Source organism: Humibacter sp. (assembly GCF_035547335.1).
Classification (GTDB): Bacteria; Actinomycetota; Actinomycetes; order Actinomycetales; family Microbacteriaceae; genus Humibacter.
The window spans coordinates 111,194-137,871 of the sequence record NZ_DASZVF010000002.1 but is presented as its reverse complement, the minus strand read 5'-3'; the positions used below and the strand labels follow the sequence as shown (position 1 = coordinate 137,871).

General features: G+C 69.5%; 25 protein-coding genes. 16 read left to right on the top strand and 9 right to left on the bottom strand.

The features are described 5' to 3' along the window. Positions 1 to 13 precede the first annotated feature (13 nt). Positions 14 to 1,801: a proline--tRNA ligase gene (locus VHB92_RS00670; RefSeq protein WP_325450363.1), complete on the top strand. Its 1,788-nt coding sequence runs from the start codon at positions 14 to 16 to the stop codon at positions 1,799 to 1,801. A gap of 44 nt (positions 1,802 to 1,845) precedes the next feature. Next, the gene (locus VHB92_RS00665) at positions 1,846 to 2,928 is read left to right on the top strand and encodes a TIGR00730 family Rossman fold protein (RefSeq protein WP_325450362.1); all 1,083 of its coding nucleotides are present in this window, start codon (positions 1,846 to 1,848) and stop codon (positions 2,926 to 2,928) included. A gap of 51 nt (positions 2,929 to 2,979) precedes the next feature. Here VHB92_RS00665 and VHB92_RS00660 read toward each other — a convergent pair whose 3' ends face one another. Continuing rightward, the gene (locus tag VHB92_RS00660) at positions 2,980 to 3,870 is read right to left on the bottom strand and encodes a DUF1206 domain-containing protein (RefSeq protein ID WP_325450361.1); all 891 of its coding nucleotides are present in this window, start codon (positions 3,868 to 3,870) and stop codon (positions 2,980 to 2,982) included. A gap of 193 nt (positions 3,871 to 4,063) precedes the next feature. On the opposite strand from VHB92_RS00660, the gene nusA reads away from it, so the two are divergent. The 4 genes from nusA to rbfA all read left to right on the top strand — a co-directional run bounded on the left by nusA (position 4,064) and on the right by rbfA (position 9,184). After that, positions 4,064 to 5,068, top strand: coding sequence for a transcription termination factor NusA (gene nusA, locus VHB92_RS00655; protein WP_325450359.1), 1,005 nt, complete (start codon positions 4,064 to 4,066; stop codon positions 5,066 to 5,068). A gap of 441 nt (positions 5,069 to 5,509) precedes the next feature. Beyond that, the gene (locus tag VHB92_RS00650) at positions 5,510 to 5,755 is read left to right on the top strand and encodes a YlxR family protein (RefSeq protein ID WP_325450357.1); all 246 of its coding nucleotides are present in this window, start codon (positions 5,510 to 5,512) and stop codon (positions 5,753 to 5,755) included. Positions 5,756 to 5,839: 84 nt separating this feature from the next. After that, complete coding sequence (gene infB / locus VHB92_RS00645) at positions 5,840 to 8,575, top strand: translation initiation factor IF-2 (protein ID WP_325450355.1); 2,736 nt, start codon at positions 5,840 to 5,842, stop codon at positions 8,573 to 8,575. Between the two features lie 168 nt (positions 8,576 to 8,743). Next, complete coding sequence (rbfA, locus tag VHB92_RS00640; RefSeq protein ID WP_325450353.1) at positions 8,744 to 9,184, top strand: 30S ribosome-binding factor RbfA; 441 nt, start codon at positions 8,744 to 8,746, stop codon at positions 9,182 to 9,184. A gap of 18 nt (positions 9,185 to 9,202) precedes the next feature. Here rbfA and VHB92_RS00635 read toward each other — a convergent pair whose 3' ends face one another. Both VHB92_RS00635 and VHB92_RS00630 read right to left on the bottom strand, forming a co-directional pair. Next, a complete protein-coding gene (locus VHB92_RS00635; RefSeq protein WP_325450351.1) occupies positions 9,203 to 10,150 on the bottom strand; it encodes a DnaJ domain-containing protein in 948 nt (315 codons plus the stop codon). A gap of 25 nt (positions 10,151 to 10,175) precedes the next feature. Further along, positions 10,176 to 11,213: a helix-turn-helix domain-containing protein gene (locus VHB92_RS00630; RefSeq protein WP_325450349.1), complete on the bottom strand. Its 1,038-nt coding sequence runs from the start codon at positions 11,211 to 11,213 to the stop codon at positions 10,176 to 10,178. Positions 11,214 to 11,298: 85 nt separating this feature from the next. Here VHB92_RS00630 and VHB92_RS00625 point away from each other — a divergent pair, with 85 nt between their 5' ends. Then, positions 11,299 to 11,553 (top strand): hypothetical protein, encoded by a 255-nt coding sequence (locus tag VHB92_RS00625; RefSeq protein ID WP_325450347.1) that lies wholly within the window; start codon positions 11,299 to 11,301, stop codon positions 11,551 to 11,553. A 64-nt stretch (positions 11,554 to 11,617) separates the two neighbouring features. Here VHB92_RS00625 and VHB92_RS00620 read toward each other — a convergent pair whose 3' ends face one another. Continuing rightward, on the bottom strand, positions 11,618 to 12,535 hold the full coding sequence (locus tag VHB92_RS00620) for an A/G-specific adenine glycosylase (RefSeq protein ID WP_325450345.1): 918 nt from the start codon (positions 12,533 to 12,535) through the stop codon (positions 11,618 to 11,620). A 165-nt stretch (positions 12,536 to 12,700) separates the two neighbouring features. On the opposite strand from VHB92_RS00620, the gene VHB92_RS00615 reads away from it, so the two are divergent. Continuing rightward, positions 12,701 to 13,387 carry a uridine kinase gene (locus VHB92_RS00615; protein WP_325450343.1) on the top strand — a complete coding sequence of 229 codons (687 nt, stop codon included), beginning with the start codon at positions 12,701 to 12,703 and terminating at the stop codon, positions 13,385 to 13,387. A 48-nt stretch (positions 13,388 to 13,435) separates the two neighbouring features. Here VHB92_RS00615 and VHB92_RS00610 read toward each other — a convergent pair whose 3' ends face one another. Continuing rightward, on the bottom strand, positions 13,436 to 14,431 hold the full coding sequence (locus VHB92_RS00610) for a 2-dehydropantoate 2-reductase (protein ID WP_325450341.1): 996 nt from the start codon (positions 14,429 to 14,431) through the stop codon (positions 13,436 to 13,438). 307 nt (positions 14,432 to 14,738) lie between these two features. Next, positions 14,739 to 16,214, bottom strand: coding sequence for a DHA2 family efflux MFS transporter permease subunit (locus VHB92_RS00605; protein WP_325450339.1), 1,476 nt, complete (start codon positions 16,212 to 16,214; stop codon positions 14,739 to 14,741). Positions 16,215 to 16,373: 159 nt separating this feature from the next. Here VHB92_RS00605 and VHB92_RS00600 point away from each other — a divergent pair, with 159 nt between their 5' ends. The 5 genes from VHB92_RS00600 to VHB92_RS00580 all read left to right on the top strand — a co-directional run bounded on the left by VHB92_RS00600 (position 16,374) and on the right by VHB92_RS00580 (position 19,944). Then, on the top strand, positions 16,374 to 17,123 hold the full coding sequence (locus VHB92_RS00600) for a TetR/AcrR family transcriptional regulator (protein WP_325450337.1): 750 nt from the start codon (positions 16,374 to 16,376) through the stop codon (positions 17,121 to 17,123). After that, complete coding sequence (truB, locus tag VHB92_RS00595) at positions 17,120 to 18,037, top strand: tRNA pseudouridine(55) synthase TruB (protein WP_325450335.1); 918 nt, start codon at positions 17,120 to 17,122, stop codon at positions 18,035 to 18,037. Before VHB92_RS00600 ends, truB begins: the two co-directional genes overlap by 4 nt. Next, complete coding sequence (locus VHB92_RS00590) at positions 18,034 to 18,405, top strand: hypothetical protein (RefSeq protein ID WP_325450333.1); 372 nt, start codon at positions 18,034 to 18,036, stop codon at positions 18,403 to 18,405. The genes truB and VHB92_RS00590 overlap by 4 nt, the downstream gene beginning before the upstream one ends. A gap of 100 nt (positions 18,406 to 18,505) precedes the next feature. After that, a complete protein-coding gene (locus tag VHB92_RS00585; RefSeq protein ID WP_325450331.1) occupies positions 18,506 to 19,003 on the top strand; it encodes a hypothetical protein in 498 nt (165 codons plus the stop codon). An 8-nt stretch (positions 19,004 to 19,011) separates the two neighbouring features. After that, on the top strand, positions 19,012 to 19,944 hold the full coding sequence (locus tag VHB92_RS00580) for a bifunctional riboflavin kinase/FAD synthetase (protein WP_325450388.1): 933 nt from the start codon (positions 19,012 to 19,014) through the stop codon (positions 19,942 to 19,944). 21 nt (positions 19,945 to 19,965) lie between these two features. Here VHB92_RS00580 and VHB92_RS00575 read toward each other — a convergent pair whose 3' ends face one another. After that, positions 19,966 to 20,586 (bottom strand): maleylpyruvate isomerase family mycothiol-dependent enzyme, encoded by a 621-nt coding sequence (locus VHB92_RS00575; RefSeq protein WP_325450329.1) that lies wholly within the window; start codon positions 20,584 to 20,586, stop codon positions 19,966 to 19,968. A 175-nt stretch (positions 20,587 to 20,761) separates the two neighbouring features. On the opposite strand from VHB92_RS00575, the gene VHB92_RS00570 reads away from it, so the two are divergent. Further along, positions 20,762 to 21,868 (top strand): class I mannose-6-phosphate isomerase, encoded by a 1,107-nt coding sequence (locus VHB92_RS00570; RefSeq protein ID WP_325450327.1) that lies wholly within the window; start codon positions 20,762 to 20,764, stop codon positions 21,866 to 21,868. A gap of 64 nt (positions 21,869 to 21,932) precedes the next feature. Next, positions 21,933 to 23,195, top strand: coding sequence for an MFS transporter (locus VHB92_RS00565; protein ID WP_325450325.1), 1,263 nt, complete (start codon positions 21,933 to 21,935; stop codon positions 23,193 to 23,195). A 15-nt stretch (positions 23,196 to 23,210) separates the two neighbouring features. Here the strand turns inward: VHB92_RS00565 and VHB92_RS00560 are convergent, their stop codons facing one another. Then, positions 23,211 to 24,152 carry an ROK family protein gene (locus VHB92_RS00560; RefSeq protein ID WP_325450323.1) on the bottom strand — a complete coding sequence of 314 codons (942 nt, stop codon included), beginning with the start codon at positions 24,150 to 24,152 and terminating at the stop codon, positions 23,211 to 23,213. A gap of 151 nt (positions 24,153 to 24,303) precedes the next feature. Beyond that, entirely contained in the window at positions 24,304 to 25,638 is a 1,335-nt protein-coding gene (locus VHB92_RS00555; RefSeq protein ID WP_325450321.1) for an MFS transporter, read from the bottom strand. 120 nt (positions 25,639 to 25,758) lie between these two features. On the opposite strand from VHB92_RS00555, the gene VHB92_RS00550 reads away from it, so the two are divergent. Further along, entirely contained in the window at positions 25,759 to 26,604 is an 846-nt protein-coding gene (locus VHB92_RS00550) for a LysR family transcriptional regulator (RefSeq protein WP_325450319.1), read from the top strand. Positions 26,605 to 26,678: the final 74 nt, after the last annotated feature.

The window sequence follows — 26,678 nt, the reverse complement described above, 5'->3', positions numbered from 1 at the left end:
CTAGACTTGACGCGTGGTCACCCGTCTCTCGAACTTCTTCTTCCGCACCCTCCGCGAAGATCCCGCCGACGCCGAGGTCGCGAGCCATCGGCTGCTCGTACGCGCCGGGTACATCCGTCGCCAGGCGGCAGGCATCTTCGCCTGGCTCCCACTCGGCCTGCGCGTGAAGGCGAAGATCGAGCAGATCGTGCGCGAGGAGATGGCTGCGGCGGGCGCCCAAGAGGTGCACTTCCCCGCTCTGATGCCGCGAGAGGCGTACGAGGCGACGGGTCGCTGGGAGGAGTACGGCGACCTGCTGTTCCGTCTGCAGGACCGCAAGGGCGGCGACTACCTGCTCGCGCCGACGCACGAGGAGGCGTTCACGCTCCTCGTCAAAGACCTGTACTCGTCATACAAAGACCTGCCGATCACGATCTACCAGATCCAGGACAAGTACCGCGACGAGGCCCGCCCGAGGGCTGGGCTGCTGCGCGGCCGCGAGTTCACGATGAAGGACGCCTACTCCTTCGACTACACGGATGCCGGACTCGACGCTTCGTACGAGGCGCAGCGCGCGGCGTACGAGCGCGTCTTCACGCGGCTCGGCCTGTCCTACGTGATCGTGCAGGCGGATGCCGGCGCCATGGGCGGATCCCGTAGCGAGGAGTTCCTGCACCCGACCCCGGTCGGCGAGGACACGTTCGTGCAGTCGCCAGGCGGCTATGCGGCGAACGTGGAAGCGTTCACCACGACGCCCCCGCCCACGCGGTCCTACGAGAAGCTCACGCCTCAAGAGGTCGTGGACACCCCGAACACGCCGACGATCGAAACGCTCGTGGCCATCGCCAATGAGAAGCATCCTCGTCCGGACGGCCGGGCGTGGACCGCCGCCGACACGCTGAAGAACGTGGTGCTGGCGCTCACGCACCTCGACGGGACGCGGGAGATCGTCGTCGTCGGGCTGCCGGGCAACCGCGAGGTGGACATGAAGCGCGCGGAGGTCGCGTTCGCGCCCGCCGGGGTGGAACCGGCCACCGACGCCGACTTCGCGAAGAAGCCCGGCCTCGTCAAGGGCTACATCGGACCGTGGTCGCCGGAGGGTCCCGTGCTGGGCGAGGAGTCGCGCACCGGCGTCCGCTACGCGGTCGATCCCCGGGTCGTCGACGGCACCGGCTGGCTGACGGGCGCCAACATCGAGGGCAAGCACGTTCTGGGGCTGGTCGCGGGGCGCGACTTCGGATGGGACGAGACCGTCGAGGTCGCCGAGGTGCTGCCGGGCGACCCGGCACCCGACGGCTCGGGCCCGGTCGAGCTGGCTCGCGGCATGGAGATCGGCCACGTGTTCCAGCTGGGCCGCAAGTACGCCGACGCGCTGGGCCTCAAGGTGCTCGACGAGAACGGCAAGCTCGTCACGGTGACGATGGGCTCGTACGGCATCGGCATCACGCGCATCCTCGCGATCATCGCCGAGGAGAACAACGACGAGAAGGGCCTGATCTGGCCGGAGTCCGTCGCGCCGTTCGACGTGCACGTCGTGGCGACGGGCAAGGACACCGCCGTGTACGAGGTGGCGGAGAGCGTGGTGGCCTCGCTCGAGGCATCCGGCCTCGACGTTCTCTACGACGACCGCCCGAAGGTGTCTCCCGGCGTGAAGTTCGGCGATGCCGAGCTCGTCGGCGTGCCGCACATCGTCGTCGTCGGCCGGGATGCGGCCGAGGGCGTCGTCGAGCTGTGGGACCGCCGCACGGGGGAGCGCAGCAAGGTCGACATCGCCGACGTAGCGGGAGCGCTTGCCGCGCGGGGTGTCGCCGCCGGCGCCTGAGCGGTGGCGGCCCTGGGCCGTGACACGCGTGTCATCCTGGCTTCATGCCTGACGACGCCATGGATGCCCTTCCGCCGGCCGTAGCCGAGGAGCTGCGGGATGCGGTGATGAGCGCCGGCATCCACGAGGACCGCGACCTGGTGCTGCGCATCCTCGCCACGGGCGCCGGCCTGGGCATGGATGCGCCCGGCCGCCTCGACCTGAAGATCGTCTCGGCGTCGCTCGAGGAGATGCGGGCTGCGTTCCGGCTGTTCGCGCCGTACGTCGACGTGCCCAAGGTGACCATCTTCGGATCCGCCCGTACGAGGCAGCAGGACGCCCTGTACCGCCAGACCATGGACGTGACGTCGGCGCTGGCCGATCGGGGATGGATCGCCGTGACCGGCGCGGGGCCCGGCATCATGCAGGCTGCCGTGCAGGGCGCGGGGCCCAAGCGGTCGATCGGGGTGTCGATCCGGCTGCCGTTCGAGGAGCATCCCGAGGATGCCGTGCAGGACGACCCGAACGTCGTCACGATGAAGTACTTCTTCACGCGCAAGCTCATGCTGGTGAAGGAATCGAGCGGCTTCATCTGCCTGCCCGGCGGTTTCGGCACGCTCGACGAGATGTTCGAGCTGCTCACGCTGCAGCAGACCGGCAAGGCGGAGCCCGTTCCGATCGTGCTGCTGGATGCTCCAGGTGGCACGTTCTGGGCCGGCCTGCGTCGGTTCGTCGACGAGCAGCTGATCACCACCGGTGTCATCTCGCCCGACGACTTCGACCGCGTGCTGATCACCGACTCCGTCGATGCCGCCGTGTCGGAGATCACCGGGTTCTGGCGCAACTACGACTCGCTCAGATGGGTCGGCCATCGACTCGTGCTCCGGCTCAAGGCAGATCCGACGGATGCCGAGATCGCCTCGCTCAACGAGCGTTTCGGCGAGCTGGCGCCCGACGGCGGCATCGCGCGCACGGAACCGCTGCGCGCCGAGCGGGTCGACCAGGATCGTCTCGAGCTGCCCAGGCTCGTGCTGCGCCTCGATCAGTTCCGCGTGGGGGAGCTGCACAGGCTGATCAGGGCGCTCAACGCCTTGGGCAGCGCGCCTGCGCTCGATAAGACGCGCTGGTCGCGGACCACGGAGGGCTGACCGCGCCTCGGCCGTCGCCGGGCTCGCCGCCCGAGGCCTCCTTGGCTCCCCTCACAGCTTTCCGCGCACCGCCCGGATGCCGCAGAACAGCCCGTAGACGATGAGGCCGCACCCGAGGAGCGCGAGGGTGGTGTTGCCGAAGGGCACGTGCCTCATCAGCTTCAGAGCGGGATCCATGCCGCCTGCAGCGTGAGCATTGCCGGTGACGGCGGCGATCAGAAAGAACACGCCGACGACGCCGAGCGCGATGCCCTTGGCGACGTACCCGATCACGCCCACCACGATGACGACGAAGCGCCAGCCGCCAGATGGCATCCTGAGCAGTTTGCGGAAGCTCGCGCGGACCCCGATGACGAGGAAGCCGATGCCGACCCCGACGACCGTTCCTCCCACGATGAACACCACGATCGCGCCCCCCGGCGCGCCCAGCAGCCACCGGCTCGTGGTCTCCAGGGTGTGCTGGGAGTTCTGCCGGCCGCCGAGTGCGAACACCAGCGCGCTGACCGCGAGCACCGCGTACGCGATGCACTTTCCGCCCTCCGAGATGCGCCTGCCCCAGCGCTTGACCGCGATTCGCTCATGCACCAGCACGAACTGAGCGACCTGCCAGAACGCGAGCCCACCGAGGGCGATGAACATCAGCCAGAGCAGGATGTCGCCGCCCAGTGTACGAGCGATCTGCGACATCGCCCCCGACTGGTCGGCCTCGCCACCGCCCGAATGCGTCGCCGCCGAGATCGCGATGCCGCCGATGACGACGTGCACGACGCCCAGCATGGCCAGGCCGATGCGAGTGGCGAGGCGGAGGATCGGCGAGCCCTCGGCTACGGAAGCCGCTTCCTTAGCGTCGTCGTCCGCCGTCTCGGCGGCGCCACGCATGCCTCGACCGTGCTTCGCCCGCGTCCCTGACGCGTCGGGAGCGGATGCCTGGCCGTGGATCATGCGGTCACAGTACCCGCAGAGTGCGCGGCGAGACGACGGGTCCGGGCCAGGGAGATCGGGCCGTGACGAGCCCGTTCCGATCCGGTATCCTGAATGGTCAGCCCTGCGAGGGCACTGGCGTGACGCCCGCGGTCCATGTGACTGCGGGCCTTCACTTGAAGACTGACTTCGAACTGAATAAAGGGGGCCGAAGGTGGACATCGACCTCAGCGTCTTGCGTCTGATGGAGCGCGAACGGGAGATCCCGTTCGACGAGCTCGTCGAGATCATCGAGCAGGCCATTCTGACGGCCTACCTCAAGCACACCAACCAGGCGGAGCATCGGCACAGCCAGGGGCACAGTGAGGAGTCGCCTGCAGCCCGCGTGCACCTGGACCGCAAGACCGGGCACGTCACCGTGCATGTTCCCGAGTTCGACGAAGACGGCAAGGTCATCGGCGAGTCGGAGGACAGTCCAAGCGACTTCGGTCGCATCGCGGCGTTCGCGGCGAAGCAGGTGATCAACCAGCGGTTGCGCGACATCCAGGATGACGCCGTGCTCGGCGAGTTCAAGGGCCGGGAGGGTGACGTGGTCGCCGGCGTCATCCAGCAGGGGCCCAATCCTCGCATGATCCACGTCGACCTCGGGTCCGTCGAGGGGATCCTTCCCCCCGAGGAGCAGGTGCCGGGGGAGGAGTACACGCACGGATCGCGCGTCCGCGTGTACGTGACGAGCGTCTCCAAGGGGCTGAAGGGACCGTCCATCACGGTCTCGCGCACGCATCCGGCGCTCGTCCGCAAGCTCTTCGCGCTGGAGGTGCCCGAGATCGCGAGCGGCGTCGTCGAGATCGTGTCGCTCGCCCGTGAGGCAGGGCACCGCACGAAGATCGCCGTGCGGGCGAACCAGCCGGGCGTGAACGCCAAGGGCGCCTGCATCGGTGAGCTCGGCCAGCGCGTGCGGGCCGTCACCGCGGAACTGAACAACGAGAAGATCGACATCGTCGACTATTCGCCCGACCTTCCCACGTTCGTGGCGAGCGCGTTGTCTCCTGCGAAGGTGACGAGGGCGTTCGTCGTGGACGAGTCGTTGAAGGCCGTTCGCGCGCTCGTCCCCGATTACCAGCTCTCTCTCGCGATCGGCAAGGAGGGCCAGAACGCCCGACTGGCCGCCAAGCTGACGGGCGCGAAGATCGATATCCAGCCGGATACGGCTGGGTAACGATCTTCGCGAAAGGCGGCAGCCAGGCGATGCCGGTGGCATCGCCTCTGCGGTAGACCGCGGAAGCCGACGCGGCAGCTGTCTCCTGCGCGCACTGGAAACAGCAGATGTCGCCGGGAACAGGAGGAATTCTGCTGTTTCGGGTGCGAGAGCGCGATCTCTGCTGTTCCCGGTGCAGGGCATCCGCGGAGCTGCAAGCATCCGTTGCTCACCCAGGCTCGCGAACAGGCGGCGATGCCGGTGGCGTCGTCTGTGCGGGTAGACCGCGGAAGCCGACGCTGCAGTGGAAAGTAGCCAGACATCCAGCCGGACACGGCCCGGTGCTTGCAGGCACATCTCTCCACAACAGGCCGATCGCGCCTGTTTTGAAGAGGAAAGCGCGACCATGCCTGTTTCGCGGATGCGGGCCGCGGCGCGGGCGGGTGCGGCGTGTGGGGTACCATGGAGGCTGTGAGAACGTGCGTCGGATGCCGTTCCCGCGCCCCCCGATCCTCGCTTCTGAGGGTTGTCGCCCGGAATTCGCAGCTGGTGGCGGATGAGTCCGCCCGGATGCCCGGCCGGGGTGCGTGGCTGCATCCGACTTCCGAGTGTCTCGACAAAGCGATCCGGCGCAGAGCCTTCGGGCGTGCGCTCCGGGTCGAAGGACCTCTGGACACCCGGCCACTAGAGAACAGGCTGAACGGCTAATGGACAACTGATGAGCGGCTCGAAATGAGACCCGTCCACCACTAAGGCTTGCCCCTGCTCGGGCGAGTCCCGAACAGGAGAATTGTGGCTGCAAAACCACGTGTACATGAGATCGCGAGCGAGCTCGGCGTCGACAGCAAGGTCGCACTCGCGAAGCTCAAGGAACTCGGCGAATTCGTCAAAGGACCGTCGTCGAGCATCGAACCCCCGGTCGCGCGCAAGCTGAGAGCTGCGCTGCAGGCAGACGGCGCGCCGTCCGCCGCGCCCGCCAAGCCCGTGGCGACCGCGGCATCCAAGCAAGCGGGAACCCCGGCGACCGTGCCGGCAGGCGCAGCCGCGCCGAAGCCCGCCGCTCCGAGGCCTGCTGCGACGCCCGCGCCCGAGACCAGGCGCGAAGCGGCGAAGCCCGCGGAGGCCCGATCGGCCGACACCGGGTCGGCGGAATCGAAGCCGGCCGACGCGAAGCCCGCGTCCCGGCCGGGCGACGCCCCTGCCGCTCGTCCCGGCGGCCCCCGCCCAGGCGGACCGCGTCCCGGCAACAATCCGTTTGCGAGCTCGCAAGGCATGGGGCAGCGTCCGGCGGGAACGCCGCGCCCCGGCAACAACCCGTTCGCCAGCTCCCAGGGCATGGGACAGCGTCCGACTCCGGGCAACATCCCGCGTCCGCAGGCTCCGCGACCCGGCTCGCCCCGACCAGGCGGACCCCGCCCTGCCGGTGCAGGCCAGCGCGGACCCCGCCCGGCAGGTGCTGGCGGCGGGCGTCCAGGCGGTTTCCAGCGCCCGGGTGGCGCAGGTGCAGGCGCGGGCGGCTTCAACCGTCCAGGCGGCGGCTTCGGCGGTCCACGCCCCGCAGGTGGTGGCGGCCGTGGCCGTGGTCCCGGCGGTGGAACCGCCGGTGCCTTCGGTCGTGGCGGCGGAAAGAGCAAGGCCCGCAAGTCGAAGCGCACGAAGCGTCAGGAATTCGAGATGCGCGAGGCGCCGTCGATCGGCGGCGTCAGCGTACCCCGCGGTGACGGCGGCACGGTCATCCGCCTTCGTCGCGGTGCATCCATCAGCGATTTCGCGGACAAGATCGATGCGAGCCCCGGCAACCTCGTGACCGTGCTCTTCCACCTCGGTGAGATGGCGACGGCGACAGAGTCGCTCGATGAGGCGACGTTCGAGGTGCTCGGCGCCGAGCTGGGCTACAAGATCCAGATCGTGTCGCCGGAGGACGAGGACAGGGAGCTCCTCGAGGGCTTCGACATCGACCTCGATGCCGAGCTGGAAGAGGAGTCGGACGAGGATCTGGTTCCCCGCCCGCCCGTGGTCACCGTCATGGGCCACGTCGATCACGGTAAGACGCGACTGCTCGACGCCATCCGCAACACCAACGTGGTGGCGGGCGAGGCCGGCGGCATCACGCAGCACATCGGCGCGTACCAGATCACGACGGTGCACGAGAACGTCGAGCGTCCGATCACGTTCATCGACACGCCGGGTCACGAGGCGTTCACCGCCATGCGTGCCCGTGGAGCGCAAGTGACCGACATCGCGATCCTGGTGGTCGCGGCAGACGACGGCATCATGCCGCAGACCATCGAGGCGCTGAACCACGCTCAGGCGGCCGACGTGCCCATCGTGGTCGCGGTGAACAAGATCGACAAGCCGGATGCCAACCCCGCCAAGGTGCGCCAGCAGCTCACCGAGTTCGGGCTGGTCGCCGAGGAGTACGGTGGCGAGACGATCTTCGTCGACGTCTCCGCCCGCGAGAACATCGGCATCACCGATCTGCTCGACGCCGTACTGCTCACGGCCGACGCCGGTCTCGACCTGCGGGCCAACCCCGACAAGGATGCCCGCGGCGTGGCCATCGAGGCCAAGCTCGACAAGGGCCGTGGTGCCGTGGCGACCGTGCTCATCCAGTCGGGAACGCTCCGCGTCGGCGACTCGATCGTCGCCGGAACGGCGTACGGACGCGTCCGCGCCATGCAGGACGAGAACGGCGACGCCGTCGAGGCGGCTCTGCCGTCGCGACCCGTCCAGGTGCAGGGTCTGTCCAGCGTTCCCCGCGCAGGTGACACGTTCATTGTCACCGAGGAGGACCGCACGGCCAGGCAGATCGCCGAGAAGCGCGAAGCGGCCGAACGCAATGCGCAGCTGGCGAAGGCGCGCAAGCGCATCAGCCTCGAGGACTTCACGCGTGCTCTCGAGGAGGGCAAGGTCGAGTCCCTCAACCTCATCATCAAGGGTGACGTGTCCGGTGCCGTCGAGGCGCTGGAGGAGTCGCTCATGAAGATCGAGGTGGACGACAGCGTTCAGCTGCGCATCCTGCACCGTGGCGTCGGCGCGATCACCGAGAGCGACATCGACCTGGCCACGATCGACAACGCGATCGTGATCGGGTTCAATGTGCGGCCCGACGTCAAGGCGCGCGAGCGCGCCGCGCGCGAGGGAATCGACGTGCGGTTCTACTCGGTCATCTACAACGCCATCGACGACATCGAGAACTCGCTCAAGGGCATGCTCAAGCCCGAGTTCGAAGAGGTGCAGTCCGGCGTCGCCGAGATCCGCGAGGTGTTCCGTTCGTCCAAGTTCGGCAACATCGCCGGTGTCTACGTGCGCAGCGGAATCATCACGCGCAACGCCAAGGCGCGGGTCATCCGCGACGGCGTCGTGGTGGGCGACAACCTCACCATCGAGTCGCTGCGACGGTTCAAGGATGACGTCACCGAGGTCCGTCCGGACTTCGAGGCCGGTATCGGTCTCGGACGGTACAACGACATCCAGGTCGGCGACGAGATCGAGACGATCGAATTGCGCGAAAAGCCGCGTGCGTAGCACGCAGAGAGCGGGGGCCATTTCTGGCCCCCGCTCTTTTCGCGCCGAGCCCGTCTCGGGCCCGGTCAAGTGAACACAGGGCGCGTAGCGCTCCATCGCTCGTGCGAGAGAGGCCGAGCGGCAGCCCCTCCCGCCGTCGCGCGGCCGGGGGAGTGAGAGAGGTTTGGAATGGCTGACGAAGCACGGGCTCGCAAGCTCGCCGACCGCATCAAGGAGATCGTCGCCAGGAGACTGGACAAGGGTCTACGCGACCCGAGGCTGGGCTTCGTGACCATCACCGACGTCCGTGTGACGGGTGACCTGCAGCACGCCAGCGTGTTCTACACGGTGTACGGCACGGACAAGGAGCGCGAGGACTCCGCTGCCGCCCTGAAGGCGGCGACGGGGATGCTGCGCACCGAGGTGGGCAGGAACATCCAGGTGCGCCTCACGCCGTCGCTGGAGTTCATCCCCGACGCCATTCCGGAGAACGCCGCGCACATCGAGGATCTGCTGAGGGCCGCGCACGAGCGCGATGCTGAGGTCGCGAGGCTGGCGGCATCCGCTCAGTATGCGGGCGACGAAGACCCCTACGTCAAGCCGCGCGAATTCGACGAGGACGACGACTGAGATCGCCGGCAGGCGTTCTCACACGAACCTGATCCCCTGTTGCAGCCTCGTGCGCAGCTCGAACAGGGCGGTGCCGTCCGGCCGAGGCGTGTCGGCGACCCCCGTGCGCAGCAGGTGCGCGAGCACGGATGACTGCGCAGCAACGAGAGCGATGCCGCGCGACCGCCCCACGACGGTCACCGGGTCGTCCAGGTCCTGATCGGGCAAGACGACGACGGCGACGGTGAACTTGACCCCGGTGGCGCGGCCGAGAGTGCGAGCGCGTCCGGCGAGCTCGTGCAGCGGCTGCCTGTCGTATCCGGATGCCTCGCCCTCCGGCACGAGATCGCCTCGCCGCACGGTCGCTCTGGTCGCCCAGTCCTCCGACTGCACCGCGAACAAGCCAGAGGGCCCGAGCACGACGTGGTCGATCTTCTCCACCCGGCCGGCGGCGGATGCGGCGCGGCCCGTCGCATCCACGTCGTGCCACACCGTGTACCCAATGCCGAGCCCCGTGAGCGCGCGCGCCGTCGTCTCCTCCGCGAGGGCGTCGGCCAGCGCATGACGGATCTCGCGCGGCGCCGTTCGCACGAGGGCGGGATCGTAGGGATCCGGCAGCGGCTCACCACGGCCGACCCATTCGCGCACCAGATTCAGGTAGCGCTCGCGCGAGTATCCGCCGGGGTGCCCGTACGATCGCGTCTGCGGCCTGGACTGCTGGCGTGGCGCGCGCGCAGGCCGCGGTGCCCAGGTGTGCTGAGTCGTCTCGTGCAGGCCCTTGCCCCTGTCGTATGCCGCCCTCGCCTCCGGCGTGCCGATCGCGGCCCACGCGCGCTGCACGGTCACGAACAGGGCCTCCGACCCGCCGGTGTCGGGATGCGCCTGTCTCAGCATGCGGCGGTACGCGCGGCGCAACTCCTCCTGGCTGGCCGACACGGGCACGCCGAGCACGTCGTACGGCGAAGCGGAGAGCGGACTTTCGGGCATCGAAAGCACAGCATAGGGCCCGTGGTCAGGCAATGGCTGCGACGCGCATGCCGACACGCTCGGAATCCCGGTCGCCCCCGGTGGCGTCGCTCCGCGAACCGGCGTCGTCGCGCGCGAACGAGCGACGGTACGCGCTCGGTGCCACACCCACCTCGCGAGAGAAATGGTGGCGGAACAGGGTGGCGCTGCCGAAGCCGCACGTGGCCGCGATCTCGTCGATGGAGGCATCCGTCGTCTCCAGCAACAGGCGCGCGTGCAGCACGCGTTGCGAGGTGAGCCACTGCATGGGCGTCACCCCCGTCTCGGCCACGAAACGACGTGCGAAGGTGCGAGTGGACATGTGCGCGAGCCTGGCCAGCGACGCCACCGAGTGCTGATCGGCCAGGTTGTCGTTCATGAACGCCAGCACGTCGACGAGTGCATCGCACTCGGCCTCGGGCACCGGCCGGCTGATGTACTGCCGCTGGCCGCCGTCGCGCTGGGGTGGCACCACCATGTTGCGCGCGATCACGTTCGCCACCCCGCTGCCCAGCTCCCTGCGCACCAGGTGCAGGCTGGCGTCGATGCCCGCCGCCGTTCCCGCGCTCGTGATGAGATCGCCGTCGTCGACGAAGAGCACGTCCGGATCGACCCGCGCGCTCGGATGCCTCGCCTGCAGGTCGTCTGCATACCGCCAGTGCGTGGTGCACGGCCTGCCCTCGAGCAGTCCCGCTGCGCCGAGCAGGAAGGCGCCAGAGCACGCGCTCAGCATGATCGCACCCCGCTCGGATGCCCGCCGCAGCGCCGCGAGCAGCTCGGCGGGGTACTCGTCGTCCGCTCGCACCCTGGCTGCAGGCACGGCGATGACATCGGCGTCGTCCATCGCCTCGAGCCCCAACTCGGGAGTGATGGGGATGCCTGCCTGTGTGCGCACCGGCCGGCCCGCCTGGACGCCGCAGACGCGGAAGTCCAGCCTGGGCACATCGGAATAGTCGGTGCGGTCGAGCCCGAACACCTCGTTGAGCAGGCCGAACTCGAACATGGCGAGGTCATCGATCACGGGCACCGCGACGCTGCGAATCATGCTGCCACTGTACTGGCTGGATCTTTGTGAAGGTAGTCTCTGTGCCACCTGGTGGCAGAATCTGCATGTTCGTAACGTGAGAGCCATGACTCAGAACATGGCATCCGAGCACTCGTTCACGGCACGGTCGAAGCGTTCCGTCGCGCTCCAGGGCATCGAGCACGGCTACGTCGCCAAGCCGAGTCGCAAGAAGCGGTTCGTGCTGTGGAAGTGGATTCCTCGCGCCGTGCTCGGTCGCGGAGCCATCGCCACGCGCGACGACGAACGTGCGTATCGCGACATCCAGGCCGTGCGCGATCACGACGAATGGGAATCCGTGGAGCACGCGCGACGCTTCTGACGAGGGTCCTTCATCCTCACCGCGGCGGACGACCGCCGGTCGCCGGGCGCGGAACTCCGGTCCGTCAGTCCGGCAGGCGGTAGCCGTCGTCTCCGGCGACGGCGAGACCGTCGGAGACGAGACCGGCCAGGGCACGCGCGCGCTGCTCGCGATGCGGCCATAGCGTTTCGAGCTCGTCGGCCGGAACCGGCGCGACCGCCTTGCGAAGCGTCGCCAGCAGGATGCCGCGCGCCTGGCGATCGCTGCCCTCGTACCGCTTCTGCACGGCGCGTCGTGCGCCGAGGTATGCCGGCTTGCCAGCGCCCAGCCACGCGCATTCGCTCGCGACGGGGCAGAGTCCGCATCGAGGCGCTCGCGCGGTGCAGATCACCGCTCCCAGCTCCATGGCCGCGGCGTTGAACACCCTGGCCTCTGCGTCGTCGACGGGAAGCACGGACTCCATCGAGGCCAGATCCCGTCGAACGGCGGGCGGACCGGGCTCGCCGAGCCCGTCGACGCAGCGCGCCAGGAACCGGCGCACGTTCGTGTCGACGACGGGGTGGCGCTTACCGTAGGCGAAAGCCGCGACAGCCCGAGCCGTGTAGTCGCCGATACCGGGCAGCGCGAGCAGCTCCTCGATATCGCTGGGCACCTCGCCGCCGTGGCGCTCGGCTATCGCGACGGCGCAGGCGTGAAGGCGCAGTGCCCTGCGCGGGTAGCCGAGGCCTGCCCAGGCCCTGATCGCCTCGGATGGCGGCGCGTCCGCGAGATCGGACGGCGTCGGCCACCGATCGAGCCATTCGGCCAGCCGGGGGATGACGCGCACGACGGGCGTCTGCTGCAGCATGACCTCGCTGACCAGGATGCCCCACGCCCCGAACCCCGGACGGCGCCACGGCAGGTCCCTGGCCTCGCGTCGGAACCAGTCGTTCAGCACTCGGGCAAGGTCATCGGCGCCGCTGCCGGATGCTCGTGCATCCGTCGTGGCGAGCGTCGACTGCATCCCGAAAGGATATCCTCGCCGGCGCGCCCCGCCGTCGACGGTCCGCGGCTCGCGCTCGGGTCGAGCCTGGCTCGGGTCGAGCTCCCGTTCGCGTCGGGCCTGCGCTCGCGTCCCTTCCCTTCGCCGGAGAGTTCGCCCGCTCGGCGCCCGGCCTAAGCTGGCGCCATGCAGCTGGCGACGACACCGCGCACGGCCTTCCTGCGCGATCTGAGAGCGGAGATCGCGCACAACTATCCGGCCGGCCGCGTCATCGTCGCGATCGACGGTGCCGAGGGCTCGGGCACCGCGGCATTCGCCGACGATCTCGCGGCCGTGTACCGCGAATCGGGAACGGCGACCGCGCGGGCGTCCCTCGTCGACTTCCACCTGCCACGGCAGCGGCGCCATCCGAACGGTCGGGGCGATGCCGGCGACTACTACGAGCGCTCGTTCGACTACGAGACGCTCCGCAGGGCGCTCATCGACCCGTTCCTCCTCGGCGGATCGACGGGGTTTCAGACCCGCGCGTTCGACGCGCGCCGCGACGCCCCGGTGATCTCCGAGTGGCGGACGGGACCGGCCGACATGGTCCTGATCGTCGACGGACCCTTCCTGCTCCGGCCCGAGGTGCGCGGAACCTGGCACTTCTCCGTGCTCCTGGATGTCCCGCTGGTCGAGGTGTACGCGCGGCTCGCGTCGTCGCAGGGCAGGCACCCGGATCCGGAAGCGCCGTCGAACGCGCGGTACGTCGGAGGGTGGCGGCGCTACGGCGAGGAGGTCGAGCCGCAGTACCTCGCGTCGGCGGTCGTCGACCTGGCCGATGCCGAGCATCCGCGCCGGGAATTCCCCGACACCGGTTGCGCCTGCTTCTGACGAGAAGCGGGGCGCGCCCGCCCCGGGTCGATGCCGCGATCCTCGGCTTCACCCGATCGGCAGCGCCGCGGCTTCGTCTCGGCTGAGGTACACGCCGGCGTGCTCTGCCCGGTGCATGGCCTCGACGATCGCCTCGTTCACGGGTGCAGTGCGTCCACTCGCGGCCGCTGCTCTGACGACCGCCCCGTTCAGGAAGTCGATCTCGGTCGCGCGTCCGCGCCTCCGGCTCTGCAGCGTGGACCCGAGGTTCGGAACGGACCCCATGCGTCGCGCCATGAGCCGGGGGAGCGCGCGTGCCGCCCAGAGCGGGAGCCAGGAGAACACGCGCAGCAGAGGATGACTGAGCCCCTGAACGCTCGCGTACCGCACGCCCGATGCGAAGCCGACCCGCACGGTCTCGCGCATCGACGCCGTCACGATGCGGCCGAGCCGGGCATCCCGGATGGTGTCCTGCACGCTCATGCCGGTGAGCGCGGGCAACGCGTTCACCATGTTCACGACGAGCTTCGACCACTGCGCGCCCGAGAAGTTCCGTGTCGCCACGGCGGGCATGACGGCGGCGAGGATGGCCGCAGCACGCCTGGCGGCCTCCGTCGGCTCGCCGCTGCCGTCGCCGAGATACGTGCTGCCCGGCGCCGTCACGGTGACGTGCCCCGGCTCGACGTACCGCGCCGCGTAGAGCGCCAGAGCGCCGACGAGCTCGGACTCGGGCAGGATGCCCGCAGCGAGCTGCAGCGCTTCGAGCCCGTTCTGCACCATCACGACGGTGATGCCTCGCAGGGCATCAGCGTTCTCGCGCAGCGCTGCGGCCGCATCCTGGGCCTTGGTGCAGACGAAGGCGACCTCTGGGGCCGTGGTGAGCCGTTCCGCCGCGGACACGCGAGCGACGTGATCGCCCCACGCGCCGTCCAGCTGGAGTCCGTGCGCGGTGATGGCGGCCAGGCCCTCTCCGCGCGCGGTGACGGCGACCTCGTGTCCGGCGCGGTCCAGGAGGGCCGCGATGGTGCCGCCGATCGCACCTGCCCCGATGATGCCGATGCGCATCCGGTCAGCCTACGGCTTACGCTTCGCCGCGCGGTGCGCCCGAGCGTGATGCGCCGGAGCGTGATGCGCCCGCGCTCCAGGCAGAGAGAGCCGCAAGGGCCCTCGAACAGCACGGCAGAGCCGTCGGAGCTGGCCGACGGCTCTGCGGTGCGGTGCTTGCGGCTTCCTCTCGTCTGGGCCGGTTTCTTCTGGGCTGGTTTCGTCTGGACTGGTCCCATCCGGGCCGGTCCCGGCGAGCTCCGGCTTGTGGGAGCAGTTCTTCCGCGGCTGCTGCTGCCTGTGGTCGAGGACCGCCGCGGCGGGTGGCTCAGCCGATCGCGACGCCCGCCACGGTCTCGTCCGCGTCCCGCACCTCGTCCTCCAGCTCGTGGATCGAGTTGCCGCGAGCGGGGCGGGCATCGCGGCCGATCGGCAGGAAGACGGCGATCACGGCCGCGGCCGCCAGGACTGCTGCGCCGACGATCACGGCGGGAATGGCGGCGCTCACGTATCCGGTCGGCGTCAGCTGTCCGCCGGCTCCGATGAAGACGGCGGTGAGCACGGCGACACCCAGGGCGACGCCGATCTCGCGGAGGGTGGCGTTCGTTCCCGACGCCTTCGCGTGGTCCTTCTCGCCGAACCCGGCGAGCACCGCTGTCGAGCTCGGTGCGAAGACGAGGCCCATGCCGATGCCGGCGAGCAGGAACGGCGGAACCATCGCGGCGTACGGAGTGTCGGCCGAAAGGATGGCGGCGACCCAGAACATGGCCGCCGACTGCAGCACGAGACCGGCCACGATGGGCAGCCGGGTGCCGAAGCGGGGCACGATGACCGCGCCGGTCAGCGGTGCGACGACCATCGGTGCGAGCGTCCACGGCATGGTCATCAGGCCCGCCTCGAGAGCGGAGTGGCCCTGAACGACCTGCAGGAACTGGATGAGGATGAAGACGGCGCCGAAGATGCCGAAGCTGAACGTGACGCCGACGAGGTTCGCCACCGAGAAGCTGCGGTTGCGGAACAGCCGGAGCGGAAGCAGCGGTGCGCTCGCCCTCGTCTCCCACCAGACGAAGGCGAGAAGCAGCAGGCCGCCGCCGATGAGCGCGGTCAGCACTTCGCCGCTGTCCCAGCCTGCGTCGTTGCCGCGCACGATGCCGTACACGACGGCGAACACCCCGATGCCGACGAGCACGACTCCGAGCACGTCTGCGCGCAGCTTCGCGCCGAACGAGTTGGGGAGCGCGAGCAGCAGGAGCGGCAGCGCGATCACGCCGACCGGCACGTTGATCCAGAAGATGGCCTGCCAGTTCCAGCCCTGCACGATGGCGCCGCCGATCAGCGGACCGAGCGCGACACCGAGACCGGAGACCCCGCCCCAGATGCCGATGGCCGCCGGTCGCATGCGCTCGCCGACGGAGCCGACGAGCAGCGTCAGCGACAGCGGCATGACGGCGGCGGCGCCTGCACCCTGCACTGCCCGGAACAGGATCAGCTCCGTCGGCGAGGTGGCGAGGGCGGATGCCGCGCTCGCCAGCGTGAACACGCTGACGCCGATGGCGAAGACCGTGCGGCGGCCGAAGCGGTCGCCGAGGGCGACGGACAGCAGGATGAACGTGGCGAACGACAGGCTGTAGGCGTTCACGACCCACTGCAGCTCCTCGATGGACGCCTTCAGGTCGACGCCGATCCTCGGCAGCGCGTTCGTCACGACGAGGTTGTCGAGCGTCGCCATGAACATCGGAACGGATGCCGCCACGATGGCGAGCCAGGTCGGCACGCGCCTGCGCGGTGCTCGAATGTCGGTCATGAGTCTCTCCGTGACGGTCGTGACGTGGTGGTTCGGGTTCGGTCCGTTCGCCGGACCTGGGGAGCGGCGGCGGGCGGGTACCGGCATCCGCGCCGATGATTGATGTAATCGAATGATTACAAGAGGTGACTGTAGTAATCGACTGATAACATGTCAAGCATGAGTGACGAATCCGGTCAGGAGAGGAGCGGTCTCGCGACGGCGCCGTCGACCGAGCGCTCCTCGGCGCAGGAGGCATCGACGGCTGCGCAGCCCACAGAGGCGACATCGGAGACTCCGGCGAAGCAGGAGCGGGTATCGTCGGCCGTTCGCCGGGAACAGATCCTGGCTGCGGCCAGCCGGGTGTTCGGCGAACGGGGCTATGTGGGCGCCACGACAGACCAGGTCGCGCGGGAGGCGGGCATCAGCCAGCCCTACGTCGTTCGCATGTTCGGGAGCAAGGAGAACCTCTTCGTCGCCGTCCTGGAGGGGGCGCTCGTCAAGCTGCTCGATGCGTTCAACGGAGCCCTGGCCGATGCCAGGAGGAAAGGCGAGACGCGCGACGAGACGATGGGGCGGATGGGGGCCGCTTACGCGGACCTCATCAAAGACCGCGGAATCCTCCTCTCGCTCATGCAGGCCTTCATCTCTGGCCACGAGCCGGTGATCGGCGAGCATGCGCGCGCAGGATTCATGAAGATCTACACGCTGCTGCGCAACGAAGCAGGGATGGACCCCGATCAGATCGTCGACTTCCTCGCGCACGGCATGCTGTTCAACGTGCTCATTGCCATGCACATGGTCGACGAGCACGACTCGGACGACCCGTGCATCCCCGAGTTGCTCGCGCACACGTTCCGCACCAAGCTGGACATCGTGGTGAACACGATCACGGGCTCGGACGGATCGCACTCGCGGGCGACCGCGTGAGCGGTCCCAACGGCATCCTGATCGTCGACAAGCCGGCCGACTGGACGAGCCACGATGTCGTCGCACGCGTGCGCAGGCTCGCCGGCACCCGCAAGGTGGGCCACGCGGGAACGCTGGACCCGATGGCGACGGGCGTGCTGGTGCTGGGTCTCGGGCCGTCGACGCGGCTGCTCACCTACATCGTCGGCTCCGACAAGGAGTACCTCGCGACGATGCGGCTGGGTGCCTCGACGACCACGGACGACGCAGAGGGCGAGCCGCTCGGGTGGGCGCCGGCAGGACGCATCCGGTCGATCACACCGCAGCGGCTGGCGGATGCCGTCGCGCATCTCACCGGCGACATCCAGCAGGTGCCCTCCAGCGTCTCGGCGATCAAGGTCGACGGCAAACGCGCGTACGCGAAGGTGCGGGCGGGGGAGCAGGTGGAGTTGAAGGCGCGCGGCGTGACCGTCTCGGCCTTCGACATCCTCGCCACCCGCGAGGTCGCGGTCGGCGACGCGGTCGCGCTCGACGTCGACGTGCGGATCGCCTGCTCGTCGGGAACGTACGTGCGGGCCCTCGCCCGCGACCTCGGCGTCGCGCTCCTCACCGGCGGCCACCTCACGTCGCTGCGCCGAACGAGAGTCGGACCGTTCGCCGAGGCGGATGCCCGCGAGCTGGCCGATCTCGACGTCGCGTCGGCGCTCATCCGGCCGGCCGCCGCCGCCTCTGCGCTCTTCCCGGTGCTCCAGCTCACGGCCGAGCAGGCGAGGGATCTCGGCAACGGCAAGCGGATCGCGGTGGCGGCAGCCGATTCGCCGATGGTGGCAGCTGTCTCGCCTGACGGTGCCCTCGTCGGCATGGCGAGCGTGCAGGACGACGTCGCTCGCACGGTCGTCAATTTCCCCAACGCCTCGGAAGGAGAGCAGGGTTGATCGAGTGGTTCACCGCCGTGCAGGTGATCGTGGCGGTGCTGGCCGGCCTGCTCTGCCTGGTCGTCGGCTTCATCGGGCGACCGCCCAACGATCTGACCCTGGGAGCCGTCGCGCTCGTCGAACTGCTGCTCGTCGCTCAGCTCGTGGTCACGATCGTCGCCCCGATCGTCGGCAACGAGCCGTCCGGATCTCTCGGCGAGTTCTACATCTACCTGATCTCGGCGCTGCTGCTGCCTGCCGCGGGCGGCTTCTGGGCGCTCATCGAGCGCACGAGGTGGAGCACCGTCGTGCTCGGCGTCGTCGGCCTGGCGATCGCGGTCATGACATATCGCATGGGCCAGATCTGGTTCGTGCAGGGCACGCCCTGACGGCCGTCTTCTACGGCGACCGGTGCCAGAGTGTGCGGCCCCAGGGTGTTGCAGCCGGGACGCACCGCGTCGTCCGGCGCTACGGCGATAATGGAGTGACATGACCGAGAACCCATCCTCCGCCGCTGCCACCCGCGCGCCGCGTCGCATGACCGGCGTGGGCCGCGTGCTGGTGGCCGTGTACGGCATCCTGGCCCTGGCAGCTGCTGGGCGCAGCGCCTACCAGATCGTCGATCACTTCTCCGTCGCGCCCGTGGCGTTCACGCTGTCGGCGTTCTCCGCTCTCGTCTACATCGTGGCGACGGTGGCGCTCATCGCCCCCGGCCGGCTGTGGTATCGGGTCGCGTGGATCACCATCTCGATCGAGCTGGCCGGCGTTCTGGTCATCGGCACGTTGAGCACCTTCGCGCCGAGCGTCATCGGCATGGACGCCATCGATCCGTTCGGGGAGGACTCGACCGTGTGGTCGGCCTACGGCGCCGGATACCTGTTCGTCCCGCTCGTGCTCCCCGTTCTCGGCATGCTCTGGCTCGCCAGGCACCGGCCGGTCGCGGTCTCGGCAGAGCCGGCCCCGTCGTCGGCGGCGACCAGGGCATGAGCGCCGGCATGCAGGTCTTCCGGTCGATCGACGACATCCCGGAGGACTTCGGCCCGAGCGCCGTCACCGTCGGCAAGTTCGATGGTGTGCACCTCGGGCACCGTGCCGTGATCGGGCGGCTCCTCGCCGTGGCGCATCGCGAACGGCTGTCGTCGGTCGTCGTCACGTTCGACCGGAATCCGCTGTCCGTCGTCGCGCCCGAGCGCTGCCCGGAGGATCTCGTGAGCGTGGAGCAGAAGCTCGAGCTGCTCGAGGTGACCGGCATCGACGCCGTTCTCGTGCTCACGTTCGACCGCGAGCTCTCCCGCGTGCCCGCCGAGGAGTTCGTCGAGCGGTATCTCGTGTCGAAGCTGCACGCGAAGACGCTGCTGGTGGGCAGTGACTTCCGCTATGGAGCCAGGGGCGCCGGAGACGGGGCCTTGCTCCGCGAACTCGGCGCCCGAGACGGATTCCAGGTGCAGCTCATCGACGATGTGCGTCCCGACGGGCACGACCGGGTCTCGTCGACCTGGATCCGCTCGCTGCTGGCGGAGGGCGACGTGGCGTACGCCGGCGTGCTGCTCGGGCATCCGCCCACGGTGCGAGGCGTCGTCGTGCATGGAGCGCAGCGCGGCAGGCAGCTCGGATTCCCGACGGCCAATCTGTCCCCGCAGTGCGAGGGCCTGATCCCCGCCGACGGCGTATACGCAGGATGGCTGATCGACGGGGGAGTGCGGCATCCCGCCGCCATCTCGGTGGGGAACAACCCGACGTTCGAGGGGGTGCCGCAGCGGCAGGTCGAGGCGTACGTGATCGGAGAGGATCTCGACCTCTACGACCACGTTGTCGACGTCGAGTTCGCCGAGCGGATCAGGGGCATGGTGGCGTTCGGCGGCATCGACGCGCTGATCGAGCAGATGACATCCGACGTCGACACGGCGTCGAGGATGCTCGCCGACTGACCGCGAAGCCGGAACCGGCCGCTACGCGGCGGCAACCGCCAGCGGCCGCCTGCCGAAGAGGTACAGCACGATGCCCTGCGCCGAGCCGTCGATGATGCGCCCCGCGCCCGGCTTCGTCCTGCCGATCGCCCACCCGGCGTCTGTGGCGTGCAGGGTGTTGCGGGCGACGACGACCCGGCGGTCGGGTGAGGCGAACAGCAGGCCGCGCAGCGCGACGCGACGGCTCGCATCCTGATCGACGTCGATCGGGACGCCGAGCGGCTGCACGATGTCGTACGTGTGCACGACGGACTCCACCAGATCGTTCAGGCCCGTGCGGCCGATGCCGGCGAGTCGCAGGGCCGCGATGCGCCGCAGCCGCTGCACCAGCTGCTCGGGGCTCGTGGCCTCGGCCTCCTGCCTGCTGACCGCATCGGTGAGCGAGTCCATACTGGTGCGAGACAGTGTGAGCATGGGCAGGGTGCTGCGCAGCATCTCGCCGTACGACCCTCCGACCCGCCACACGATGTGACCGGCGACATCGCGCACCGTCCACCTCGAGCACAGGCTCTGCGCGCCCCACTCGTCCGGCTGAAGACCCTCGAGGATGTCCGCCAGCTGCGTCAGCGTGCGTGCGATCTGCTCGCCGAAATCGTCTCGCATGTTCCGCCCCCGTTCAGCGAACATCCTGGCACGCGCTCCCGCGTGCGGCCTTGGAGGCCGGGCGCCGTTGCCGGCCCGTCGGCTCCCAGGCAGCATGCGCGACACCGCTAGCCTGGTTGCTGCCGAAGAGCGTGGCCTTTCGGTGCCACGAGACATGCCGAAAGGGAATGACGAGATGACGAGCCTGCCAGCGCCATCCGGGACACGCGCGCCTGCTCCCGTGGTGCTCGGCCCGAACCGGCCGGCCGAGCGGCCGTACCGCGGGGGCGAAGGCATCCTCCGGTTCCGAGGTCTGGATCGCGGCTCCGATCCTGCCGGCGACCGGATGCCGGAGGATTTCGTCGCGTCGGCGACCGAGGTGTTCGCGGGCGGCGGCGTCGGGCTCACGGTGCTGCCTGACGGCACGACGCTGCGCGATGCGATCGCGGCGGATCCGACCGGCTACCTGGGCGACGAGCATGTGCTGGCGTACGGCGACGACCCGCGGCTGCTCGTCAAACTGCTCGACACCCGCGAGCGGCTCTTCGCGCACTACCACCCGGGAACCCGGTTTGCGCGCGACGTGCTCGGCCGCCCCAGCGGAAAGACGGAGGCCTGGGTCTTCGTCGCCGCCGACGGACCGGCATATGCGTACCTCGGATTCCGGCGAGAGGTCTCGGAGGCGGAGGTGCTCGACTGGTTCCGGAGGCAGGACGTCTCCGCCATGCTCGCCGCGATGAATCGGGTCGACCTGGCGCCTGGTGACACGCTTCACGTGCCTGCCGGCATGCCGCACTCGATCGGACCGGGCATCACGCTCGTCGAGCTCCAGCAGCCCGTCGACCTGTCGATCCTCATCGAATACGACGGGTTCCCGGGCCTCGACTCGAAGGGTGCAGTGCTCGGCCTCGACGTCGCCACGGCACTCTCCGACCTCGACCGTTCAGCCGTCTCGACGGCGCGGCTGGCCGAGCTCGCCTCTTCGCGGCCGACGCACGAGCTTGGCGGCGTGAGCGTGACCGCACTCTTCCCCGCGGAGGCGGATGCCGTCTTCCGTGCCGATCGCATCCGCATCGCTTCCGAGCATGGGACGGCGGAGCTCGATCCGGGCTACGCGGTCGTCGTCGCGCTCGACGGAACCGGCGTGCTTGAGTGGGAGGGCGGAGAGACGGCGCTTGCGGTCGGTGACACCGTGCTCGTCCCTTACGCATCGGGAGCGACGACCCTGCGAGGGCGGCTCACCGTGCTCCGCTGCCGTCCGCCCGCACCCCGACCGCTGGAAGTGCCCGAGAGGCGAGGCTGAGCGACGAGGCCCAGCGACGCGCCCGTCGGGATCAGCCACAGCGCCTGCTGTGAAAGACTGGGGTGTGACCCTCCAGAACGCCTCGGCCAGACCGCTCTGGGCCGGCCGCACACTCGCGCTGCTGGGCATCCTGCTCGTCGCGGCCAACCTGCGCGCCGCCGTCACGGCGCTCTCGCCGATCTTCGACGAGATCACGCGCGACGTTCCGTTCGGGGCGGCCGGCATCGGACTGCTCGGCGCTCTGCCGCCGGTGTGCTTCGCCGTGTTCGGCCTCGTCGCACCACTCTTCACGCGTAAAGCCAGCCTCGAGGTCGTCATGGTGATCGCGCTCGCCGCGATCGTGCTCGGCCACCTGGTGCGCGGACTCTCCGTCTCGTTCTGGATGCTCACTGCGGGGAGCGTGCTCACGTTCGCCGGCATGGCGGTGGGCAACGTGCTGCTGCCGCCGCTCGTCAAGCGCTACTTCCCCGACCGCATCGGCCTGCTGACGTCGCTGTACGCCACGGTGCTGTCGATCAGCACGCTCGTGCCGCCGTTGCTGGCGGTGCCCGTCGCCGACTCGGCTGGGTGGCGGTACTCGGTCGGCATGTGGGCCGTGCTCTCCGTGCTGGCGCTTCTGCCGTGGCTCGGCATCCTCGTTCGCTCGCCGGAATCCCGGCGAGTCGACGCTGTGGTCGAGGAGGCGAGCGGAGCGGCACTGGGCAGGGTGTGGCACGTGCCGCTGTCGTGGGCGATGGCGGTCACGTTCGCCGCCTCGTCGCTCAACGCGTACGCCATGTTCGCGTGGCTCCCCGAACTGCTGCACGACACCGCAGGCAGCGATCCGGTTCAGGCGGGCGCGCTGCTCTCGCTGTATTCCGCCATGGGAATACCGGCGGGGCTGCTCATCCCCGTGCTCGCGACGAGGATGCGCAACGTCGGTGTGCTGGTCTACCTCGGGGTGGCGTTCTTCGTCGTCGGATACCTCGGCCTGCTGCTCTGGCCTGCCCAGGCGACTTGGCTGTGGGTGGCGCTGGCCGGGCTCGGCCCGCTGCTGTTCCCGCTGTGCCTCGTGCTCATCAATCTGCGCACGAGCACTCACGAGGGCGCTGTCGCGCTGAGCGGCTTCACGCAGGGGCTCGGCTACGTGCTGGGCGCGCTCGGCCCGCTCGTCTTCGGCCTGCTGCACGATGCGACCGACGGATGGCTGTGGCCGCTCGTGTTCCTGCTCGCCACGGCAGCGGCCGTCGCCTTCGCGGGAGTCGTGATCGCGCGCCCCGGCACGCTCGAGGACCATGTCGCCACCCGGCACGCGAGGTCGGTCGCGTCAGGCACCGGAGCGGACTGACCGCCTCGCGCGGCGTCAGCGCGGCGGCAGCAACTCCGCGCGATGCACGAGCGCTGCCGCCCCGATGAGCGGGCCTTCTCCGGAGAGCCCGGAGGGCACCACGCGCACCTTGCGCACGAATCCGAAGTAGTGCCGAGCGATCGTCTCGTCGATGACGTCGAAGAGGTCGGGTGTGGCTTGCGAGAATCCGCCGCCGATGGCCACGAGCTCGAGGTCGAGAAGCGCTGTGGCACTGGAGATCGCCTGGCCGACTGCTTGTCCGGTGCGGTGGATCGCCGCATGTGCGACAGGGTCGCCCGCCGCGTACGCTGCCGCGAGGTCTTCACCCGTCGCTCCCGGGAAGCCCTGCCTGCGCGCCCACGCCACGGTGTGCGGACCGCTCGCGATCGCCTCGAGCGACGTCGCCTTGCCGAACGTGTCCTCGCCTTCGAACCCCGCCACTTCGATGTGGCCGATGTGCCCCGCGTTGCCCGTCGGGCCCGTGATGACGCGGCCGCCGACGATGAGGCCGCCGCCGATGCCCGTCGAGACGACCATGCCCATGACGTTGTCCACGTTCTGGGCGGCCCCCACCCAGTGCTCCGCCATTGTGATCGCGACGCCGTCCATCTCGAGCGTCACCTGCACGTCGAGACCGTTGTCGGCGAGCACCGACTCCGCGAACGACCGCAGGTCGAAGTCCCGCCACGCCGGAACGTTGAGCGGGGACACGAGGCCGCGCGCCCTGTCGATGGGGCCGGCGCATCCGATGCCGACGCCGACGAGGTCGCCATCCAGCCCGGACAGCGCCGCCTCCATCACCTCGCGAACGGATGCCTGCAGCCGCTCGCTCGTCGCGTCGCGACCCGTCGGCGCGCGGTGCCTCGACTCCGGCACCACCTCGCCTTCGGCGGTGACGAGGGCTGACTCGACTTTGGTGCCGCCGAAGTCGACGGCGAGAGCGAGGGGCGGGGTCATGAGTCCAGGTTAGGGGAGCGCCGGGTGTGGTCCGCGCCGGTGGCAGTCACGCCCGCCGGGGACGGCTACGACCCCGCGGGGCACGCCCCGTAAGGCCGCCGCGAAGAGCCCATACCGGCGCGCGGATCGTGGTGGGCCGGCCGGATCCCGATCAGTCGCGCGGGATCAACGCGAGCGCCGGAAGACGCCCGCTGCGCCTCAGGGCGATGCGCAGGCGCGAGCGCCGCATGATCAGCAGCCCGAGGACGACGGCGGTCAGAAGCGGCACGAGGCCCGAAACGGCGAGGCCCCATGCTGGTCCGAAGCTTTCCACGATCCAGCCCATCACCGGACCGCCCAGAGCCTGCCCGCCGAGCTGGACCAGGATGTAGAGCGCCATCACGCGACCGCGGATGCCCAGGTTCGTCGACATCTGCACGAGCGAGTTCGCACTGGTCAGGAACAGCAGGCTCGCCGCTCCGCTCAGCGCCATGAGCACGGCGAACACCACGATGTCGGGGGAGAGCGCAGCGGATGCCTGTACGACGCCGAGCACGACCGCGCCGGCGATCACGAGGCGCAGGCTCACGCCCATGCGGCGAGTGGACAGCACGGCGCCGGTGAGCGCGCCGACCGCGACGAGCGCGTTGAAGAAGCCGTAGCCGGCCGACCCCACCTTGTAGACGTCGTTGGCATACGCGGCCAGCAGCACGGGCATGGTGTACGCGAACATCGCGACGGCGCCCAGGGTGATGATCGTGAAGAGGATGGCCGGTTTGCCTGCCGCGTAGCGAAGCCCTTCGGCCAGCTGTCCCTTGCCGCGCGGCGTGACGGGCGAGGGGAGGAGCGTCTTCGTGTTCATCATGCCGAGCGCCGTGACCACGACGAGACACGCGCAGGCGTTGATTACGAAGGCCCAGCCGCTGCCCACCGCGCTGATCGCGATGCCGCCGACCGCCGGGCCGATGAGAGCTCCCAGCTGGAACGTCGACGAGTTCAGGCTGATCGCGTTGCGCAGCAGCTTCGGCCCGACGATCTCGTTCACGAAGACCTGTCGCGCCGGGTTGTCGACGACCGTCACGAATCCGCCGATGAACGCGAGCGCCCAGATGTGCCACACCTGAACGGTGCCGGTCAGGATGAGCGTGGCCAGGATGCCGGCGAGCAGCGCTGCCGTCGACTGCGTCAGCATCAGGAGGATGCGCTTCGAATAGCGATCGGCGATCACACCGCCGAGCAGACCGAAGATGAGCATCGGCGCGAACTGCATGGCCACCGTGACGCCGACGGCCGCGACGCTTCCGGAGAGCTGGAGCACGAGCCAGTCCTGTGCCACGCGCTGCATGCCGAGCGCCGTGGTCGCGATGACCTGAGCACCGGCGTAGAGGCGGTAGTTCGGAACGCGCAGCGAGGAGAACGTGTCGCGCCACGGGGGGCGCTGCTCCAGAACGGGTACGGGCTCGGTGAGGAGGCTTTCGGCTGCTGGCGTTTCGGAAGTGGCTGTCACGGTGCTTTTCGTACGGAATGGCTGAAGGAACGTGTTCTTCAACGCTAACGAACCGCCGCTCATTCCCCCCGATAATCGCATCTATAACTCCCATTGCGTTTTCGAATGTATGCTGCGTGCATGTTCGATCCCGACCTGCTCGCGACGTTCCTCGCCGTCGCCGAGACCGGCAGCTTCACCAGGGCGGCTGAGCGGCTTCGGCTCAGCCAGCCCACCGTGAGCCAGCACGTCGCGAAGCTCGAGAAGGCAGCGGGCCGCGTGCTGGTCGACAGGGACACGCGCCAGGTGCGGCTGACCGACAACGGCGACGCGATGGCGGGCTTCGCGCGCAGCATCCTCGCCGCGCATGCTGCGGCCGACAGCTACTTCAGCGGAACGGCGATGCGCGGCAGGCTGAGGTTCGGCGCGGCCGACGACCTGGCGATCACCCAGTTGCCGAGCATCCTGCGGGACTTCCGGCAGGCGTATCCGCAGATCAACCTCGAGCTCACGGTGAGCCAGTCCACGCCGCTGCACCGGCGGCTCAAGGCCGGCCAGCTCGACCTCATCTTCATCAAGCAGATGGCGGGCTCGCAGGAGGGCGACCGCGTCAGCAGCGACGACCTCGTGTGGATGGGACTGGACAAGACGGAGCTCGCCCCCGACGACCCGGTGCCCCTCATCGCGTATCAGGACCCCAGCATCAGCAGGCAGATGGCCATCGACGCCCTGGAGGCGGCGGGACGCGTGTGGCGCATCACGTGCAACACCCGCGAGGTGAACGGCGTGCTGGCCGCCGTGCGCGCCGGCCTGGGAGTCGCGCCGTTCCCGCGCACGATCATCCCGAACGACCTGGTCAAGGTCACCAACCGGCTGGGACTGCCCGAGCTCGGCCAGGTCGAGTTCAGCCTGCTGGCCAATCCGAGGGCTGCGGCCGAACCCGTCGCCGCGCTCACCCGAGCGATCATGGGCCGCACGCTGCACTAGGCCGCCCCATCCGCCGCCGGCGCTGCCGGGAGCTACAGCGCGTGCGAGTGCGCACATGAGCGCATAGCCGTGCC

Coding starts and splice junctions, on each gene's coding strand:
- VHB92_RS00650 (WP_325450357.1), top strand. CDS start 5,510: ATGGAGGCTGTGAGAACGTGCGTCGGATGCCGTTCCCGCGCCCCCCGA.
- VHB92_RS00580 (WP_325450388.1), top strand. CDS start 19,012: ATGCAGGTCTTCCGGTCGATCGACGACATCCCGGAGGACTTCGGCCCG.
- VHB92_RS00610 (WP_325450341.1), bottom strand. CDS start 14,431: ATGCGCATCGGCATCATCGGGGCAGGTGCGATCGGCGGCACCATCGCG.
- VHB92_RS00615 (WP_325450343.1), top strand. CDS start 12,701: ATGCAGCTGGCGACGACACCGCGCACGGCCTTCCTGCGCGATCTGAGA.
- VHB92_RS00600 (WP_325450337.1), top strand. CDS start 16,374: ATGAGTGACGAATCCGGTCAGGAGAGGAGCGGTCTCGCGACGGCGCCG.
- VHB92_RS00625 (WP_325450347.1), top strand. CDS start 11,299: ATGACTCAGAACATGGCATCCGAGCACTCGTTCACGGCACGGTCGAAG.
- VHB92_RS00560 (WP_325450323.1), bottom strand. CDS start 24,152: ATGACCCCGCCCCTCGCTCTCGCCGTCGACTTCGGCGGCACCAAAGTC.
- VHB92_RS00585 (WP_325450331.1), top strand. CDS start 18,506: ATGACCGAGAACCCATCCTCCGCCGCTGCCACCCGCGCGCCGCGTCGC.
- VHB92_RS00575 (WP_325450329.1), bottom strand. CDS start 20,586: ATGCGAGACGATTTCGGCGAGCAGATCGCACGCACGCTGACGCAGCTG.
- VHB92_RS00605 (WP_325450339.1), bottom strand. CDS start 16,214: ATGACCGACATTCGAGCACCGCGCAGGCGCGTGCCGACCTGGCTCGCC.
- VHB92_RS00660 (WP_325450361.1), bottom strand. CDS start 3,870: ATGATCCACGGCCAGGCATCCGCTCCCGACGCGTCAGGGACGCGGGCG.
- VHB92_RS00635 (WP_325450351.1), bottom strand. CDS start 10,150: ATGCCCGAAAGTCCGCTCTCCGCTTCGCCGTACGACGTGCTCGGCGTG.
- VHB92_RS00630 (WP_325450349.1), bottom strand. CDS start 11,213: ATGATTCGCAGCGTCGCGGTGCCCGTGATCGATGACCTCGCCATGTTC.
- VHB92_RS00665 (WP_325450362.1), top strand. CDS start 1,846: ATGCCTGACGACGCCATGGATGCCCTTCCGCCGGCCGTAGCCGAGGAG.
- rbfA (WP_325450353.1), top strand. CDS start 8,744: ATGGCTGACGAAGCACGGGCTCGCAAGCTCGCCGACCGCATCAAGGAG.
- VHB92_RS00570 (WP_325450327.1), top strand. CDS start 20,762: ATGACGAGCCTGCCAGCGCCATCCGGGACACGCGCGCCTGCTCCCGTG.
- VHB92_RS00550 (WP_325450319.1), top strand. CDS start 25,759: ATGTTCGATCCCGACCTGCTCGCGACGTTCCTCGCCGTCGCCGAGACC.
- VHB92_RS00620 (WP_325450345.1), bottom strand. CDS start 12,535: ATGCAGTCGACGCTCGCCACGACGGATGCACGAGCATCCGGCAGCGGC.